The sequence below is a fragment of the Vibrio gelatinilyticus genome, from assembly GCF_022836845.1.
In the GTDB taxonomy this organism is placed as follows: Bacteria; Pseudomonadota; Gammaproteobacteria; order Enterobacterales; family Vibrionaceae; genus Vibrio; species Vibrio gelatinilyticus.
In genome coordinates, this window is sequence record NZ_JAJNNZ010000002.1 from 375,012 (window position 1) to 393,309 (window position 18,298).

An 18,298-nucleotide genomic window follows, 5' to 3' on the forward strand; every position below is an offset into this window, starting at 1 on the left:
ATTTCCTTTATGATAGGGACCGTCTCATAAACGATTCAATATCAATCGAATTCAACTGAATGAATCAAGTTAAACAGGATAGTACAACTCGATGTTACGTTTTTCTCGCACTTATTTAGCAGCCTCAATTGCTGCAGCGCTTGTTACGTCCTTCGCACAAGCCGAAACAACATCGAATCAAAGTATGCAGGAAAAGCCGCCTGCTGACCAATGCTCTATCGATACTGCCCAAAGTTCTGATCCCAATCAAGAACCAATCAACATCGAAGCCGATTCTTTAGAGGCCACCAACAATGACACAGCGGTTTATCGCGGTGACGTGGTCGTGGTTCAAGGCAATAGGACTATGACTGCAGATACGGTCACTCTACATCAAAGTGACAATGTGGTTGTGGCTGAAGGTAATGTTCATATGAACGATGGCAAAATCGATGCCATCTCAGACAAAGCCACTAATGATATCAATAACGATTACCTAGAGCTGGAAAACACCGATTATAAAATGCTGTGTAGTGGCAACCGCGGCGAAGCGGTATTTATGTCGAAAACAGGTAAGAAGCTCTACGAAATCGAAACAGGCTGGATCACCTCGTGCCCTGATGATGATAATACCTGGCGACTGCTGGCCTCCGATATCAAAGTCAACCCTGAAACCGAAATGGCTACTTTGTACAATACCCGCATGGAAGTACTCGATGTACCGGTGTTTTACCTACCGTACATGCACCTGCCTATTGGTAAAGGTCGAAAAACCGGGGTGTTAAGACCAACGGCATCACTGGGGTCGAAAAACGGTTTCGAATTTGAGCTTCCTGTGTACTGGAACCTAGCGCCTAACTACGATCTACTCACCAGCGCTCATTATATGCAAGAACGCGGCTTACAATTAAAAGGCACATTCCGCTACTTAACGCCGAAAAACTCCGGTACAGTGAAAACCGAATTTCTTGGTCACGACCAAAAGTACACTGAAAAGGGCGAGCGCTGGGCGTCGCAAATCACGCACAACACCAGTTTTAACCGAAATTGGCGTGCAAGTGTTGATTACTCACAAGTCAGTGATGTCGATTACTTCAAAGACTTTAGCTCCAGCGTCGGTAACCGCTCGGATGGTCAGTTAAAACAGCAAGGCGAAGTCACTTATCGTAATGAGCGCTGGGATACCGCGCTGCGCGTGACCGACTTTCAAATCCTGGTTGAAAACTCGCAGCCATACCGCACAGCACCACAATTCGAGGCTAACTACTACCTGCCAGAGGTGTGGGGCAACGTTAACTTCGATGTCATCAGCCACGCGTCAAGCTTCGAAACTGAAGATAAACTTAAACCTAATGCCACACGATTGCACATCGAGCCTGGATTAACACTACCGTTAGCGACCACTTGGGGCACTTGGACTACGGAAGCTCGCTGGCTGAGCACCTACTATGAGCAGGATCTTGATAATATCCTCATTAAAGACAGCAACGGTAACGTGCGCCCACTGGAAGAAACCGTGGCGCGTAATATCCCGCAATTTCGAACCCATGCAGGTCTTGTGCTAGAGCGTGACACCACGCTATTTAGTGGCTATACCCAAACGCTAGAGCCTCAAGCACAATATTTGTATATCCCCGAGGTGGATCAATCGGGCATTTACGAGTACGACACTACGTTATTGCAAACCGACTATTATGGCTTGTTTCGCAGTCGCCAATACAGCAGCGTCGATACCATAGCCCCTGCCAATCAAATCAGCTACGGCGCAACCAGCCGCTTTTTCGACGATAACAATAAAGAGCGCCTAGCCGTATCGTTCGGTCAAATATATTCTCTTAAAAATTTCGCCAATCCTAAAGGGCAGGATAACAATGCCAACAAAAAGTCGAACTATTCGGCCTGGGCAGTGGAAGCGGACTTTAATTACAACGACAACATTTTTTATCGCGGCGGCGTGCAATACGATGTCGACAGCTCTGAGATCACTATCGGCAACAGCGCCATTGAATACCGACAAGGAGCCGATTATATCCAGGCTAACTATCGTTATGTCACTAAAGAGTACATCGAAAGTACATTAAACTTTAATAATATCAATACAATAACCACAAATGGCATTTCTCAGGTGGGCTTACTGGGTAGCTATCGACTGTCTGAAAAGTGGCTCGCTCGCGCCAACTATTTCTACGACACCACTGAAAATGTCGCGATGGAATGGCTCGCTCAAATCCAGTACGAATCTGACTGCTGGTACATTGGCTTTGACCTGAGCAAGCAGCTGCGCTCATGGGAGAATGGCATCGGCACAGGTACACCTGTATTTGACCAAAATATCAAAGTCAACTTTGGCATCGTCGGCCTTGGTGGAACCCAAGGCGTAGGCTTTAGCGGCCAGGGTGATGGCGCACTGAAATACGGTCGCCCATTTATACTTAACGAATAAACTGTTACCAAGGAACTCTTTCACTTAAAGGCGTTCAAAATGCCTATAAGCGAAACTAGGAATATTCATGAAAAAATTGAAGCAACTTGTTACTACGTTTGCCATCTGCTCTGTAGCCATGCCCATCTGGGCACAGATGGTAGAACTTGATCGCGTCATTGTCGTCGTTAATGACGGCGTAATTTTGCAAAGCGATTTAGCATCGGCCACCAAGTCCTTAACCGCCAACGCGAAGAAAAGCGGCCAAGAGCTGCCTGAACAAGAGGTACTTAATGAGCAAATCATCGATAAACTGGTCATGGAAAAACTGCAACTTCAAGAAGCCGATCGAATTGGCGTACGTATCGATGATGGCCGTTTAGAAGGTGCCATTAATGACATTGCTGATTCCAATGAGCAGACGATTGAACAACTGCGTGAAACCGTCGCTCAGGAAGGCTTAAGTTGGGAAGCGTTTCGTGAACAGGTACGGGATGAAATCGCCGTCAGTGAAGCTCGTAACGCGATGGTCAGACAGCGCATCAATATCCTTCCTGCGGAAGTCGACAATCTAGCCGAAATTCTGGCGCAAGAAACTAATGCTACGGTGACCTATAACGTGCGTCACATTCAGCTGCGTTTTAGTGGTTCAGAAGAAAAAGACGCTCTAGAGCAACAAGCAAAAGACATCGTTGCGCGTCTAAATGCGGGTGAAGACTTTGCCACCATGGCTTACACCTATTCAAAAGGCCCTAAAGCGCTGGAAGGTGGCAATTGGGGCTGGTTAAGAAAAGAGGAAATGCCCACCATCTTTGCCGACCAAATCAAAATGCAAACCAAGGGTAGCATTATTGGGCCATTTCGCAGTGGTGTTGGCTTTCATATTCTGAAAATTGACGATGTCAAAGGCCTGGAAACCGTCTCGGTCACCGAAGTAAATGCGCGCCATATTTTGATCAAACCAACCGTGATCCTCAGCGACGACGGTGTTAAGAGACAGCTCAACAACATTATCAGCAAAATCCAATCAGGTGAGGGCTCCTTTGCCGATTTTGCAGAGCAATACAGTGAAGACCCTGGCTCTGCAGCCCAAGAGGGAGAACTTGGCTACCAAACGCCTGAGCTCTACGTTCCAGAGTTCAAACATCAGGTCGAAACTCTACCTATAGGTCAAATCAGTGCTCCGTTTAAAACCGTGCACGGCTGGCACATTGTTGAGGTGCTCGATCGCCGCGACGTTGATAAAACAGGTTCAGCGATGCAAAACCGCGCGTATCGAATTCTGTTTAATCGTAAATTCAACGAAGAAGCATCCGCCTGGCTACAAGAAATTCGCGCCAGTGCTTTTATCGAGCACATAGTGGATGAGGAAAACCAATAATGACGGCTCTAAAACGCATTGTTGTGACCGCCGGAGAACCCGCTGGAATCGGTCCAGACTTGGCCATCGCGCTTTCACAGAAAAGCTGGCCCTATCAAGTGGTCATCTGTGCGGATAAAGAATTACTTCGCGAGCGAGCTCAACGACTTGGAGTTCAAGTCACGCTGAACGATTACGACAGTACACAAGGGCAAGCATCTGAAGCGGGACAATTGATTGTTGACCATGTCGCTTTGTCCGTCCCGGCAGTGGCCGGGCAGCTCGACTCAGCAAATGGCCAATACGTATTAAAAACGCTAGAAAAAGCAGCAAAAGGCTGTATGAACGGTGAATTTGATGCTATTGTCACCGGCCCTGTTCACAAAGGGGTTATAAATCGTGCAGGAGTGCCCTTTAGTGGCCATACTGAATACTTTGCTGAAGTCTCCAAGACACCTCTTGTGGTCATGATGTTAGCCACGGAAGGATTGCGTACCGCGTTGGTAACCACTCACCTTCCATTGCTGGATGTTTCAGCGGCTATCACAGAGCAACGTTTGACTTCAATTATAGACATTTTACATCACGATTTAGTCACGAAATTTGGCATTGTCACGCCAAAAATATACGTTTGTGGGCTCAACCCCCACGCAGGTGAAGATGGTTGTCTTGGCATGGAAGAGATCAATACCATCACCCCAACTCTTGAAAAGTTGCGCCAAGAAAAGGCGTACCAATTGATAGGGCCTTTACCTGCAGACACTATTTTTAATGATAAATACCTACAAGACGCAGATGCGGTGTTGGGTATGTATCACGACCAGGTATTACCCGTACTAAAATACAAAGGGTTTGGTCGTTCAGTTAATATCACTCTTGGTCTACCCTTTATAAGGACATCGGTCGATCACGGAACTGCATTGGATCTTGCCGGAACAGGCCAGGCAGATTTCGGAAGCTTTGAAACAGCATTAGCGTATGCGATAGATTTAGTAGAGAACAAACAATGAGAAATGATGTCCATTTAGGGCACAAAGCGAGAAAACGTTTTGGGCAAAACTTTTTAAACGATCCTTACATTATCGATGGGATCGTTTCTTCGATTAACCCAAGACCTGGACAAAACCTGGTAGAGATCGGACCTGGTCTTGGCGCGATCACCGAGCCTGTCGGACGTGAAGTCGATAAATTTACGGTGATTGAGCTCGATAGAGATCTCGCTCAGCGCTTACGCACGCACCCTGAACTGGCGGATAAGTTAACCATTCATGAAGGCGATGCCATGCGCTTCGACTTTACCCAGCTGGTTAAGCCAAATAACAAATTGCGTATTTTTGGTAACCTGCCATACAATATTTCAACGCCATTAATGTTCCACTTATTTGAATTTCACAAAGATATTCAAGATATGCACTTTATGCTGCAAAAAGAAGTGGTTAATCGACTCGCAGCGGGCCCTGGCAGCAAAGCGTACGGTCGACTCACTGTAATGGCACAGTATTTTTGTAAAGTTGTCCCGGTACTCGAAGTGCCACCAACGGCCTTTGTTCCACCACCAAAAGTAGATTCTGCGGTCGTTCGACTTGTCCCTTACGAGATCCTGCCACATCCAGCAAATAGTCTGAAGTGGCTTGACCGAGTCTGCCGAGAGGGCTTCAATCAACGCCGTAAAACGGTGCGTAACTGCTACAAAGCACTGCTTTCAGCAGAGCAACTCGAAGCACTAGGGGTGAACCCGACCATGCGCCCAGAGAATTTGACTCTAGAGCAGTTTGTGGCAATGGCAAACTGGTTAGATGAAAACCATAAATAGATATTAAGGCGCCTTAGGGCGCCTTTTTTAATGTAAGGAGACATCATGGAACACACCCCTCCTTTGGTGAAATGCCTAGTTCAGACAAAGTATGTAGAAGATCAATCCGAGCCTGAACAAAACCGATATGTATTCGCTTATATGATTACTATCAAAAATTTAAGCTCGCAGCCGATACAACTTTTAAGCCGACGCTGGTTGATCACCGATGCCAATGGCAAACAAATGAGCGTTGAAGGCGATGGTGTGGTGGGTCAGCAACCTGTTATTGCAGCCAATGATGATTATACCTACAGCAGCGGCACCGTCATCGAAACCCCTGTGGGTGTGATGCAAGGGCAATATATTATGCTAGATGAGCATAATAAACAGTTCAACGCTGAGATTGATCCTTTTCGTCTCGCTGTTCCTAATATTCTTAATTAGAGGATCCAGATTGGCCAATTACATCGTCGGAGATATCCAAGGCTGCTTGGACGAACTCCATGCACTTCTAAATACTGTCGAGTTCAATGCGCAAAACGACACCTTATGGATTGCTGGCGATCTTGTCGCCCGAGGTCCAAATTCATTAGAAACGTTGCGCTTTATCTACTCATTGGGTTCTGCAGCCAAAGTGGTACTTGGAAATCACGATCTACACCTATTGGCTGTCTCCCTTGGCATTCATCGCGCCAAGGCTAAAGACAACACCCAAGCCATTTTGGATGCGCCAGATAAACACGTATTGCTCGACTGGCTTAGAATGCAGCCACTAATGCAAGAGCACGATGAGTTTGTTGTTTGCCACGCGGGGATATCCCCAGACTGGAGCCTTAATCAGGCCAGAGAATGTGCTCGCGAAGTCGAAGCGAAATTACAAGGCGAACAATGGCAAACGCTAATCGAAAAAATGTATAGTAATCAACCCGACAAGTGGGATCCAGAACTTGTTGGCATCGAACGCTGGCGTTATGCTATCAACGCTTTTACCCGCATGCGTTTTTGTTTGAACGATGGACGACTAGACATGACATGTAAGCTGCCTCCCGAAGAGGTAAAAGAGGGTAGCCTCACCCCCTGGTTTTTACTATCGTCTCGAATCCCAGTAGAAAAAGTCGTGCTTTTTGGTCACTGGGCAGCTTTAGGTGGCTACAGTAACGCCGATATTATTGGTTTAGACACGGGATGTGTTTGGGGGGGAACACTTACGATGATTCGCTGGGAAGATAGGCAGTTTTATACTCAACCTTGTCTCGCTAATCCCCAATAGAACAGTGCACAGAGAAAGCGATTGGGGCATTACGCCCCAAAAGATTAGGCGCGGTTTAGGATCACAAAATTCATGTTATAGGCATTTTTATCATCGGCTTGATAATGCTCTGAATGATCTTTGTGCCAGTTCTCACCCCAGTTGGGGAATTGAGTATCTCCTTCAATATCGGCATCAATGAAGGTTAAGTACAATTTCTTCGCCAATGGTAAGCAGTGCTCATAGAAAGAGCCACCACCGATAATCATCACCTCTTCAACATCGCTTACAAGATCCAAGGCATCTTTTAAGCTGGTCACCGTTTTTACGCCATCAATACATAAGTCCTCATTACGACTCACGACGATGTTCATTCTTCCTGGCAGTGGGCGACCGATGGAATCGTATGTCTTACGCCCCATGATCACTGGCTTACCCATGGTGCAACGCCGAAACCAAGCAAAATCAGCAGGCAAATGCCAAGGCATCTGGTTGTCTTTACCAATTATTCGATTGTGTGCCATGGCGGCAACCATACTAATGATCATTGAGCTGGGTCTCTTGTTAACAATATATTTTATACAATGGGTTTGCGGCGATAGAATAACAGTCCAGGCATCGCTAAGCCAATAGCTAACCCGGCAATGATAAACATCGCCTTCAAGAAGTTTTCCATTAGCGTCGCGAGAAGATCCGGGGTAAAACCTAGGTGATTAATTTCCACCATGGCGATCATCGCTTTAAAGGCAAAAACGCCGGGGACCATGGGTATCAGTGCTGCAACAGTAAACACTTTAGGGTGAGCCAAAAATCTGTGCGACCAATGAACACCAATCATACCAACAACAGTCGCGGCAAAAAAGGTCGCCCACTCAATAGGGACTCCATAGTGCATTATCAAGAAGCGACTACCGTGGCCTATCGCACCGCCAATAGCACAATATAACAGGGCTTTTTGTGGTACATTGAAAACCAAAGCAAATCCTACAGCTGGAATTGCAGCAAAGAACATATCGTTCGCCAGCGCGAGAAGTAAATCTAAAAATGACATGGTCATTGCACCCACCCCAACACATTAGTCAGATTCATTGCACCAACAATCCCCAAACAGGTTGCTAATGTCAGTAAACTGGCGAATACAAATCGCGCTATCCCCATGTTGACATAACCTTTGAGCATGTCAGCCACCGAGTTAATTAAAGGAAAGCCTGGCACAAGCATCAATACCGATGACGCCATGACAATTTCTGGGTGAGAGCCGATATCATAGATCACGGCCTGAGCTGAAATCAATGTGGTCACGAAAGCGGTAATCGCAAAGTTAACCAATGGATTGAAGTGACGATGACCAAATTCTTGTCGCACAATCATACCCATGGCTGACGCAATAAACGTCATAATGAAAACGGCCCAGTCACCTCCCGCCAAACGACTGAAAGCAGCACATGATAAGCCGATCATCACCACCACCAGCCAACGGTTATAACGTTTAGGGCTTATCCGGTTGAGTTTATGCTGAGCCAGTTGATAGTCGAAGATCCCTTTTTCCATCATGATGCAAATTCGTTGTACTTCAGTAACGACTCGCATATTCAATCCCTTGTCGGGGCTACGCCTTGCGGTGGTGATACAGTGTTCGCCTTTCACCGTAGTTACGACAAGTGAGCTAGCAGACAGAGACACTTCGACCTCATCCACTCCAGCGGCCAGTCCAATCCGTTGCGTTATGCTACCAACGAGCGTACTTTCTGCGCCGTGTGCCAATAACATTTGTCCCGCTTGCGCAATAAGTCGCGACACTGCTCTCTGTTTTGATGCCATGAGGTCCATTCCAAAAACAAAACGTTAAGTTTGCTACAAAAAAGTGACACAAAATATGATTTAGATACAAAAAAGCCGCAATTTCCTATTGCGGCTTCTCATTCATGCTGGGGTTACTCTAGTCGCGAACGTAGACAACGTGACCATCGTCTTCTTCATCGTCCCAATCATCCCAGTCATCACCATCTTCAGTAACGACATCGCCACCGCTGATTGCGTCTTTATGGTAGTCATCCCACATGAAGTCGACTTTCTCTTCTTCACTCTGCTCTTCCGTATCCCGTGGCATGCTTTCCATGAATTCAGCTAGCTTAAAGCAAAGCTCTTTGGTCCCTTGCTTATTAATGGCAGAGATTTTAAAGAACTCATCTTCCCAACCAAGCGCGTCAATAACGCCCTGAATGATCTCATTGGCATCTTCTTCTGGCATCAAATCAACTTTGTTGAATACCAACCAACGAGGCTTTCCTGCTAGCTTTTCACTATATTGCTCAAGCTCATCGAGGATCGTTAATGCATTTTGAATAGGATCACTTTCATCTACTGGCATGATATCTATCATGTGTAGCAACACGCGACAGCGCTCAAGGTGTTTCAAAAAGCGAATACCAAGTCCCGCACCATCAGCTGCGCCTTCAATCAGTCCCGGAATATCGGCAACCACAAAGCTCTTCTCTGGTACGACACTAACCACGCCCAAACTAGGGATCAGGGTAGTAAATGGGTAATCCGCTACTTTTGGTTTTGCCGCTGATACCGAACGAATAAAGGTCGATTTGCCCGCATTTGGTAATCCTAGCATCCCCACATCAGCCAGCAGCAATAGCTCTAGACGAAGTTCGCGAACTTCCCCTTTCGTTCCCATCGTTTTTTGACGTGGAGCTCGGTTAACCGATGATTTAAAACGCGTGTTACCTAAACCATGCCAACCGCCTTTCGCCACCATGAGCTTTTTACCATGCTCAGCAACTTCAGCAACGACTTCATTAGTATGAATATCAACGGCGCGAGTACCAACCGGCACTTTAAGTACCTTATCTTTACCACGCTTACCAGTACAGTTACCCCCACGGCCATTTTCACCGCGTTCTCCGGCATAAAAGCGTTGAAAACGGTAATCAATAAGTGTATTTAGGTTCTCATCCGCTTGGATATAAACGTCACCACCATCACCACCGTCTCCGCCGTCAGGGCCACCTTTAGCTACAAATTTTTCTCGCCAAAAACTCACGACGCCATTACCGCCATCGCCAGCTTCGACTTTTACTACCGCTTCATCAACGAATTTCATTTTCTACTCCGCCTACTTCGCGTGTATCACATTAATCAATTATCACTACATTTTAGCAGATGACAGATCCTACAACCCACTATCCAAACTATCGTTGGCAAAGTATAGGCATTAGGAACTATCGACTGCTACAAATAAAAAACCCTGCCGAATCGGCAGGGCTTTTGAATTCAGCTAGAAACTAAACTTACTCAGATTCGATGCTAACGAATTTACGGCTTTTAGGACCTTTTACTTCAAATTTCACTTTACCTTCAGTAAGAGCGAAAAGAGTATGGTCTTTACCGATACCAACGTTAGTACCAGCGTGGAACTTAGTACCACGTTGACGAACGATAATGTTACCTGCTAATACAGATTCACCACCGAAACGCTTAACACCAAGACGTTTACTTTCTGAATCGCGGCCGTTACGAGTAGAACCGCCAGCTTTTTTGTGTGCCATTGTTAAACTCTCCTAATCGAATTAAGCGTTGATGCCAGTGATTTTCACTTCAGTGAACCACTGACGGTGACCTTGCTGCTTACGAGAGTGCTTACGACGACGGAACTTAACGATTTTAACTTTATCGCCACGGCCGTGTTGTAGTACTTCAGCAGTAATTTTACCACCTTCAACAAGAGGTGCACCAACAGTGATTTCTTCACCGTTAGCTACAAGAAGAACTTTGTCAAATTCTACAGTTGCACCAGTTTCAACGTCTAATTTCTCTAAACGAAGAGTTTGACCTTCGCTTACACGGTGTTGTTTACCACCAGATTGGAAAACAGCGTACATATTTTACTCCGCTTTTTCCGCACAGCCATTGAATGTTCTCTGAACAAATAGGGTGTGCGCTAAACTAATCATCAATAGGGCGCAGATTCTACGCGAACCATTAACCTATGACAAGCCATATTTTAAAAAAATTGGCGAAAAGCTAATCGCCAAAGAAAAGTGTGGCAATAATGCCTTTTAAGCATGTATTAATCAACGTTTTTTAGTGTATTATTCACCAAATTATAATGATCGACTAAGCCTTATAGGCTCTATGCTCAACCGGGTACGTAATGGATTTTAAAGCTATCCAATCACTAACTGCTAGTGACATGGTAAAAGTGAACGAAACGATTCAGGCACAATTGAACTCTGAGGTCAGCCTTATCAATCAATTGGGCTTCTACATTGTCAACAGTGGTGGGAAACGCATCAGGCCGCTTCTGGCTATCTTATCAGCAAAAGCCCTTGGCTATGATGGAAAAGCTCATACCACCGCGGCCGCCTTTATCGAGTTTATTCATACCGCCACCCTGCTCCATGACGACGTTGTCGACGAGTCAGATATGAGGAGAGGTAAAGCCACGGCAAATGCCGCATTTGGCAACGCCGCTAGTGTTTTAGTTGGTGACTATATCTATACTCGTTCATTCCAAATGATGACGGGCCTTGGCTCTCTTCGAATTTTAGAGCTCATGAGCGACGCGGTTAACGTTATCGCCGAAGGCGAAGTCCAGCAGTTAATCAATTGCAACGATCCGGACACCTCCGAACAAAGCTACATGCAAGTTATCTACTCTAAGACAGCTCGTCTGTTTGAAGCGGCTACACAGGTTGGAGCCATTCTCAACGAAGCGCCTTTTGAGATCGAGCAAGCACTACAAAACTATGGAAAATACTTGGGCACAGCATTCCAGTTAATCGATGATGTCATGGATTACACGTCTTCCGGGGAAGAAATGGGCAAGAATGTAGGCGACGATCTTGCTGAAGGGAAACCGACTCTACCATTACTTCATGCTATGGAGCATGGTAATGGTTCGGAAAAACAGATGATTCGCGACGCCATTGAATCTGGTAATGGGATGGAAAACCTAGACGCTATCCTTGCCACAATGCACCGCGTCGGGTCTCTGGACTACACCATAAATAAAGCGAACCAGGAAGCCGATAAGGCCGTCGCCGAGCTTGAAATAATCCCTGACAGTGAATACAAAACAGCACTTATAGCACTGGCCTATATGTCAGTGAATCGCACGGCTTAATGGCCGAATACAAGAGCGGATGTGAGAAGCAATGATATGCTCTTCTCATTCCGCTTAGTAGTATTGATCACAGCCATTGTGTAATTGAGGGTCCTCTGATATTTCGTCGACACTCAATGCCCATTGTTCTTCATGAACTAACTGCTCTACTAATACCGATTGTGAAGCTTCGTCCACAACTAGCACTTTGCCTATGCCGTGGACAGACTCTACCCACATTCCTTTTGACACATCTTTGAATTCCATTGCCAGCCCTCTCTATTTATCTAATGACCTAATGACCTAATGGGTTTACGCTACGATCTAAGCATAGGATCAAAAAAGCCGATCTAATAAGACCGGCTTTGTATATCAAGTAGCAGAATTCGACTAACGCTTAGCCCGCAAATTCGATACCAATCTCGATATCACCTTTTAGTGTATCTAACATGCCATCCAACGCTTGCTTTTCATATTCGCTGATTTCACCGTAAGGTAAGATGGCTTCAGCGCCCTCTTTACCTAACTTAACAGGTTGCGCGAAGAACTGTGCATGTTCACCATCACCTTCGACATAAGCACATTCGATCACACCTTCTTCACCTTGTAGGCCCTTAACAAGAGCCAGACCAAAGCGACATGCTGCTTGCCCCATAGATAACGTTGCAGAGCCACCACCCGCTTTCGCTTCTACAACTTCAGTACCTGCATTTTGAATACGCTTGGTCAATGCTTCCACTTCCTCAGCGGTAAACTCAACGCCTTCAACTTGAGAAAGTAGAGGAAGGATGGTGACTCCCGAGTGACCACCGATAACAGGAACGCGGATATCACCTGGATCTTTATCTTTCAGATCGGCAACAAACGTTTCAGAACGAATCACATCCAGCGTAGTCACGCCGAACAAACGACGCTTATCGTAAACACCCGCCTTCTTAAGAACCTCAGCTGCAATAGCGACTGTCGTATTGACAGGGTTAGTAATAATACCAACACAGGCTTTAGGACAGACCACGGCGATTTTCTCAGCCAGTGATTTCACAATTCCCGCATTAACATTAAATAGATCCGAGCGATCCATACCTGGTTTACGAGCAACACCCGCAGAGACCAACACCACATCAGCACCTTCAAGTGCCGGTGTTGGATCTTCACCTGCGTAACCTTTGATAGAAACAGGCGTTGGGATGTGGCTAAGATCAGCGGCCACTCCAGGGGTAACAGGGGCGATATCATAAAGGGCTAAATCAGATCCCGCAGGAAGGCGGTTTTTCAATAATAGGGCTAGGGCTTGACCGATGCCACCTGCGGCACCAATAACAGCTACTTTCATGGTGGTTCTCCTTGAGAGTAAGTCTCTTTTTAATAGTTTTGTATAGTGATTTGTAATCGAATTATTAAAAAACTATAGTAATCACATTCTGATTACAATCAAATAACCTCAGCTTTGCGAGGTTGCGCAATTGGTAAATTACGTGCTACTGACTTAGCATGCCACACCAGGAGAATAACTGCACTTTTTGCCTTAGTATTTAGGGTGTTAAACCATTAACTTCTGTTATTCTTGAAAGTGATATTCTCAACATAAACCATGGATAATTTGGTCATGCACACCAATGTATGGCAAGATATAAAACTAGACGCTTGCATTAAAATTCAAGAGACAACTATGCGTAATACAGAGAAACAAGACAGCTTAGTTCGTGCCTTTAAAGCCTTACTAAAAGAAGAGCGATTTGGCTCCCAAGGTGAAATTGTCGACGCTTTGAAGCTCGAAGGCTTCGAAAATATAAACCAATCGAAAGTGTCACGAATGTTGACAAAATTTGGCGCAGTTCGTACTCGAAACGCTAAAATGGAAATGGTTTATTGCTTACCTGCTGAGCTTGGTGTTCCCACCGCTTCAAGTTCATTACGCGAGCTGGTCCTCGACATTGATCATAATAATGCCATCGTGGTTATTCACACAGGCCCTGGCGCGGCACAACTCATCGCACGCCTACTTGACTCTCTAGGAAAATCTGAAGGTATTCTTGGTGTTGTCGCAGGGGATGATACGATTTTCATTACCCCAACGTTATCGATCTCCACTAAGGATCTGTTCGACTCAGTCTGCGAGCTTTTCGAATACGCTGGCTAAAAAACCGCTACTTTTTTCTATTGATTCCTTCCTATCACGAAGCACCACGCTTCGTGATCTGTGTCACATCTTAAGGAAGTGGCATCATTTCTTGTATTGCACAGTAACCTATTGATTTAATTCATAAGCACCAACTATGTGACACGTCATCAACTGTTAACAAAATAGTGAATAAACCTGTTTTGATTAACAAAACTATAATTATCTTCCATTTTATTTGGTATGATTGCGCCGCTTTTTCAACATATGGATTGAAAAAGATGCCAATTCCATACAGGAACTTCCTGAGTAAGCACTATATTTAACTCAGGCTCATAATGAATAAGGAAGGAACATTCATGGCATTTAAGAAGCTTATAAAAATCGGGGCAATTGCTGCTGCAGTAATGGGAGCTGGCGCTGTAAGTGCTCAAGAATTTATCACTATCGGCACAGGTTCTGTTACGGGGGTCTATTACCCAACAGGTGGTGCAATCTGTAAACTGGTCAACAAAGGTCGTAAAGATCACGACATCCGTTGTTCTGTAGAATCGACTGGTGGTTCTATCTACAACGTTAATACCATCCGTGCAAGTGAATTAGACTTTGGTATCGTGCAGTCTGACTGGCAATATCACGGTTACAACGGCACAAGTAAATTTGCCGATCAAGGTCCTTACAAAAAGCTTCGTGCGATGTTCTCTTTGCATACCGAACCATTCAACATCATTGCTCGCTCTGACGCTGGTATTAACAATGTCACCGATCTAAAAGGCAAACGAGTAAACATTGGTAACCCAGGTTCAGGTGATCGCGCAACTATGGGCGTGATTATGGATGCGATGGGTTGGACGAACGACGACTTTAAACTGGCGTCTGAACTCAAAGGTTCTGAGCGTTCACAAGCTCTATGTGACAACAAAATTGACGCGTTTGTCTATGTGGTTGGCCATCCAAACGGTTCTATTAAAGAAGCTACGACGTCTTGTGATGCAAAACTGGTATCAGCAACGGGTCCAGAGATCGATAAAATTGTTACAGGCAACCCATACTATGCATTCAGCAACGTTCCAGCTGGCATGTATCGCGGTACCGAGCAAGATACAAACAGCTTTGGTGTAGCTGCCACTATGGTTACCACCTCTGACGTTTCAGATGACATTGCGTACAATGTTGCAAAAGCAGTGTTCGAGAACTTTGACACCTTTAAGCGTTTGCACCCAGCGTTTGCTAACCTTCGTAAAGAAGACATGGTACAAGCAGGTCTTTCTATTCCATTGCACCCTGGCGCAGAGAAATACTTCAAAGAAGTTGGCCTTCTTAAATAACAACCACTAAGAGCAGACCACCGCTCGCAGTTCGGTTCTCCAGTAGATCCACGATCACCACGTGGTTCCTAACGCTGCATTGTTTTGCAATGCAGCGTTCAAACCCTCTACGGGCTTGAAAAACTTGGGTTATTTAATTAACGACCCGTCATTTTCAGTATCTAATTACAACGATAAATAAGTAACTGCTTCTGGTTTAGCTACACTATCTAGACGCTATTTACTATTCATGCTCGCGATAACAACAATATTTTCGCATGAATCATAAAGGACAAGTACATGACGCAGACATCAACACCGTCTCAAGATGTGCAGGAAATGGTCGCACAATCGGACACGGGTGCTAGAAACCCAAGAGGCATTCCTGGTAAAATTCTTTGGCTTGTACCGCTTTGCTGGTCGCTATTTCAACTGTGGTACGCATCACCGCTCCCTTTTATTTTTAACTTTGCGGTACTTAACGATACCGAAGCTCGCTCAATTCATCTTACTTTTGCGATTTTTCTGGCCTTCACAGCCTATCCAGCGATGAAAGGCTCACCTCGCGATCACATTCCTCTAGTGGATTGGGTTTTGGCTCTGGCGGGCAGTTTTTCTGCCGCCTATATCTATCTTTTTTACACCCAACTTGCTGGACGCTCTGGTGCACCTACCGCACCAGATATCGTCATTGCAGTGATCGGCATGCTGCTGTTATTGGAAGCGACCCGAAGAGCACTAGGACCACCTCTAATGGTCGTTGCTGCTGTCTTTTTGCTTTATACGTTCGGCGGGCCACATATGCCTGACGTAATTGCCCATAAAGGCGCGAGCTTAAATAAGGCAATGTCGCATTTATGGTTGACCACGGAAGGCGTATTTGGTGTCGCTCTCGGCGTATCAACCTCTTTTGTATTCTTGTTTGTATTGTTCGGGGCCATGCTAGAACGCGCTGGCGCTGGTGCATACTTTATTAAAGTTGCTTTCTCTTTGCTCGGTCATATGCGTGGCGGACCAGCAAAAGCAGCCGTTGTCGCTTCTGGATTATCTGGCCTAGTATCGGGCTCTTCTATCGCCAACGTGGTAACAACCGGTACGTTCACCATTCCATTAATGAAGCGAGTTGGCTTTCCTGGTACTAAAGCTGGTGCAGTAGAAGTTGCAGCTTCGACCAATGGGCAATTAACGCCTCCGATCATGGGCGCCGCTGCCTTTCTTATGGTGGAATATGTGGGTATATCCTACGTTGAAGTTATTAAGGCAGCCCTACTACCTGCACTTATCTCTTACATTGCGCTTATCTACATTGTTCACTTGGAAGCGTGCAAGGCAGGGATGACTGGATTACCAAGACGCCACACACCTACCATAGTACAAAGCTTATTGTCTTTTACTGGCACCATTCTTGGCCTATGCATTATCAGTGCGTTGGTTTACTACGGCGTCGGCTGGACTAAAGACGTCTTTGGTGCGGCTGCTACACCCATTGTGACCGTCGCTTTGCTAATTGTTTATTTAGCTCTACTTCGCATTTCCGCTAAATACGCTGACGAAGGCAAAATGGAAATTGATGCTGAGCTGACTGAAGTACCGGATCCCGGCCCAACGATTAAGTCTGGCCTGCACTTCTTGTTGCCTATCGTTGTGTTGGTCTGGTGTCTAACAGTGGAACGCTTTTCTCCTGGACTCTCGGCATTTTGGGCGACGGTGTTCATGATCTTCATTCTGTTAACTCAACGTCCTTTAATTGCACTGCTTAGCAAAGCAAATAACGTCAAAGAGCAGGCGAAACAAGGCTTTGTAGATTTGGCTGAGAGCTTAGTCTCTGGCGCTCGCAATATGATCGGTATCGGTGTAGCGACGGCTGCGGCAGGCACTGTTGTCGGAGTGGTCACTTTGACCGGTATCGGTCTTGTCATGACTGACTTTGTCGAGTTTATCTCCGGCGGTAACATTTTACTCATGTTGCTGTTTACTGCCATTATCAGTTTGGTGCTGGGTATGGGCTTACCCACCACAGCAAACTACATTGTTGTCTCAACCTTGATGGCTCCTGTTATTGTCACGCTCGGTGCTGCTCACGGTTTGATCATCCCATTGATAGCCGTTCACCTATTTGTGTTCTATTTCGGGATTTTGGCTGATGATACTCCACCTGTTGGTTTGGCCGCTTTTGCCGCCGCAGCCATTGCTAAGTCCGATCCTATTCGTACAGGTATTCAAGGTTTTACTTACGATATCCGTACTGCAATATTACCATTTATGTTCATCTTCAATACTCAGCTACTTATGATGGGCATTGATTCTTGGTGGCACCTTGCGCTTACTGTCATTTCAGCGATTATTGCGATGCTTATTTTCTCTGCTGCGACTCAAGGTTGGTGGTTTACAAAAAATAAATGGTGGGAAACGGTACTACTTCTTGTACTGACCTTTACCTTCTTTAGACCCGGTTTTTGGTGGGATATGATCTATCCAGCCAAAGTTCTTTCACCCGGAGTTGAGATAGCGCAAATCACTGAAAGCCTGAATGTCGGACAATCCATAGAACTTCGAGTGGGCGGTGAGACACTTGAAGGGAACTATGTCGAGAAAACCGTTCGATTACCATTTGATGATAATGCCGTTGGACCAGAGGAAAGGATTGCCTCAATGGGCTTAATGTTGGTCCAAAATGACAACAAAATGATCATTGATATGGTTGAGTTTGGTAGCCCGGCAGAAGCATCTGGACTAGACTTTGATTGGGAGATCAAGTCGATAATACAAGATGCTGATAGACCGATGAAAGAGTGGGCGTTTATCCCTGCCATTTTAATTCTCGTGTTGATGGCACTGAATCAAAAACGCCGTGCGCGAAAAGAAAACATTAGCGCCTAGTACTGCACAACGTGATTGAAGCACCATATTCAATCACGTTGCCCATTGGAAAGGATAAAATAGTGCCATACGTG

The 18,298-nt window shown here is 45.6% G+C and carries 18 protein-coding genes; 10 read left to right on the forward strand and 8 right to left on the reverse strand.

The genetic code is table 11. The features are described 5' to 3' along the window. The first annotated feature begins 91 nt into the window (after window positions 1–91). The 6 genes from lptD (at window position 92) to LNL84_RS03815 (ending at window position 6,826) form a co-directional block, all read left to right on the forward strand. A complete protein-coding gene (lptD, locus tag LNL84_RS03790; protein ID WP_244355334.1) occupies window positions 92–2,422 on the forward strand; it encodes an LPS assembly protein LptD in 2,331 nt (776 codons plus the stop codon). Between the two features lie 67 nt (window positions 2,423–2,489). Further along, a complete protein-coding gene (gene surA, locus LNL84_RS03795) occupies window positions 2,490–3,782 on the forward strand; it encodes a peptidylprolyl isomerase SurA (RefSeq protein WP_279610928.1) in 1,293 nt (430 codons plus the stop codon). Further along, window positions 3,782–4,771 (forward strand): 4-hydroxythreonine-4-phosphate dehydrogenase PdxA, encoded by a 990-nt coding sequence (pdxA, locus tag LNL84_RS03800; protein ID WP_244355335.1) that lies wholly within the window; start codon window positions 3,782–3,784, stop codon window positions 4,769–4,771. The genes surA and pdxA overlap by 1 nt, the downstream gene beginning before the upstream one ends. Further along, window positions 4,768–5,574 (forward strand): 16S rRNA (adenine(1518)-N(6)/adenine(1519)-N(6))-dimethyltransferase RsmA, encoded by an 807-nt coding sequence (rsmA, locus tag LNL84_RS03805; RefSeq protein WP_244355336.1) that lies wholly within the window; start codon window positions 4,768–4,770, stop codon window positions 5,572–5,574. Before pdxA ends, rsmA begins: the two co-directional genes overlap by 4 nt. Window positions 5,575–5,619: 45 nt before the next feature. Beyond that, window positions 5,620–6,000 carry a Co2+/Mg2+ efflux protein ApaG gene (apaG, locus tag LNL84_RS03810; protein ID WP_244355337.1) on the forward strand — a complete coding sequence of 127 codons (381 nt, stop codon included), beginning with the start codon at window positions 5,620–5,622 and terminating at the stop codon, window positions 5,998–6,000. 10 nt (window positions 6,001–6,010) lie between these two features. Continuing rightward, window positions 6,011–6,826: a symmetrical bis(5'-nucleosyl)-tetraphosphatase gene (locus LNL84_RS03815; RefSeq protein WP_244355338.1), complete on the forward strand. Its 816-nt coding sequence runs from the start codon at window positions 6,011–6,013 to the stop codon at window positions 6,824–6,826. A gap of 44 nt (window positions 6,827–6,870) precedes the next feature. Here LNL84_RS03815 and folA read toward each other — a convergent pair whose 3' ends face one another. The 6 genes from folA to rplU form a co-directional block, all read right to left on the reverse strand. Next, window positions 6,871–7,353: a type 3 dihydrofolate reductase gene (gene folA, locus LNL84_RS03820; RefSeq protein WP_244355339.1), complete on the reverse strand. Its 483-nt coding sequence runs from the start codon at window positions 7,351–7,353 to the stop codon at window positions 6,871–6,873. A gap of 29 nt (window positions 7,354–7,382) precedes the next feature. Then, window positions 7,383–7,856 (reverse strand): threonine/serine exporter family protein, encoded by a 474-nt coding sequence (locus LNL84_RS03825; RefSeq protein WP_244355418.1) that lies wholly within the window; start codon window positions 7,854–7,856, stop codon window positions 7,383–7,385. 2 nt (window positions 7,857–7,858) lie between these two features. Next, the gene (locus LNL84_RS03830; RefSeq protein ID WP_244355340.1) at window positions 7,859–8,626 is read right to left on the reverse strand and encodes a threonine/serine exporter family protein; all 768 of its coding nucleotides are present in this window, start codon (window positions 8,624–8,626) and stop codon (window positions 7,859–7,861) included. Between the two features lie 118 nt (window positions 8,627–8,744). Continuing rightward, a complete protein-coding gene (gene cgtA / locus LNL84_RS03835; protein WP_244355341.1) occupies window positions 8,745–9,917 on the reverse strand; it encodes an Obg family GTPase CgtA in 1,173 nt (390 codons plus the stop codon). A 187-nt stretch (window positions 9,918–10,104) separates the two neighbouring features. After that, the gene (gene rpmA, locus LNL84_RS03840) at window positions 10,105–10,362 is read right to left on the reverse strand and encodes a 50S ribosomal protein L27 (RefSeq protein ID WP_244355342.1); all 258 of its coding nucleotides are present in this window, start codon (window positions 10,360–10,362) and stop codon (window positions 10,105–10,107) included. Between the two features lie 21 nt (window positions 10,363–10,383). Continuing rightward, complete coding sequence (rplU, locus tag LNL84_RS03845) at window positions 10,384–10,695, reverse strand: 50S ribosomal protein L21 (RefSeq protein WP_244355343.1); 312 nt, start codon at window positions 10,693–10,695, stop codon at window positions 10,384–10,386. A 272-nt stretch (window positions 10,696–10,967) separates the two neighbouring features. Between rplU and ispB the strand changes: the two genes are divergently transcribed. Next, window positions 10,968–11,939 carry an octaprenyl diphosphate synthase gene (gene ispB / locus LNL84_RS03850; RefSeq protein ID WP_244355344.1) on the forward strand — a complete coding sequence of 324 codons (972 nt, stop codon included), beginning with the start codon at window positions 10,968–10,970 and terminating at the stop codon, window positions 11,937–11,939. Between the two features lie 54 nt (window positions 11,940–11,993). Here the strand turns inward: ispB and LNL84_RS03855 are convergent, their stop codons facing one another. After that, entirely contained in the window at window positions 11,994–12,185 is a 192-nt protein-coding gene (locus LNL84_RS03855; RefSeq protein WP_244355345.1) for a hypothetical protein, read from the reverse strand. Between the two features lie 130 nt (window positions 12,186–12,315). Further along, window positions 12,316–13,251 (reverse strand): malate dehydrogenase, encoded by a 936-nt coding sequence (gene mdh, locus LNL84_RS03860; RefSeq protein WP_244355346.1) that lies wholly within the window; start codon window positions 13,249–13,251, stop codon window positions 12,316–12,318. A gap of 336 nt (window positions 13,252–13,587) precedes the next feature. Between mdh and argR the strand changes: the two genes are divergently transcribed. From argR to LNL84_RS03875, 3 genes are all read left to right on the forward strand, one after another. Next, window positions 13,588–14,058: a transcriptional regulator ArgR gene (gene argR, locus LNL84_RS03865; RefSeq protein ID WP_244355347.1), complete on the forward strand. Its 471-nt coding sequence runs from the start codon at window positions 13,588–13,590 to the stop codon at window positions 14,056–14,058. A gap of 338 nt (window positions 14,059–14,396) precedes the next feature. Then, window positions 14,397–15,365 carry a TAXI family TRAP transporter solute-binding subunit gene (locus LNL84_RS03870; RefSeq protein WP_244355348.1) on the forward strand — a complete coding sequence of 323 codons (969 nt, stop codon included), beginning with the start codon at window positions 14,397–14,399 and terminating at the stop codon, window positions 15,363–15,365. A gap of 279 nt (window positions 15,366–15,644) precedes the next feature. Further along, a complete protein-coding gene (locus LNL84_RS03875) occupies window positions 15,645–18,224 on the forward strand; it encodes a TRAP transporter permease (protein ID WP_244355349.1) in 2,580 nt (859 codons plus the stop codon). Window positions 18,225–18,298: the final 74 nt, after the last annotated feature.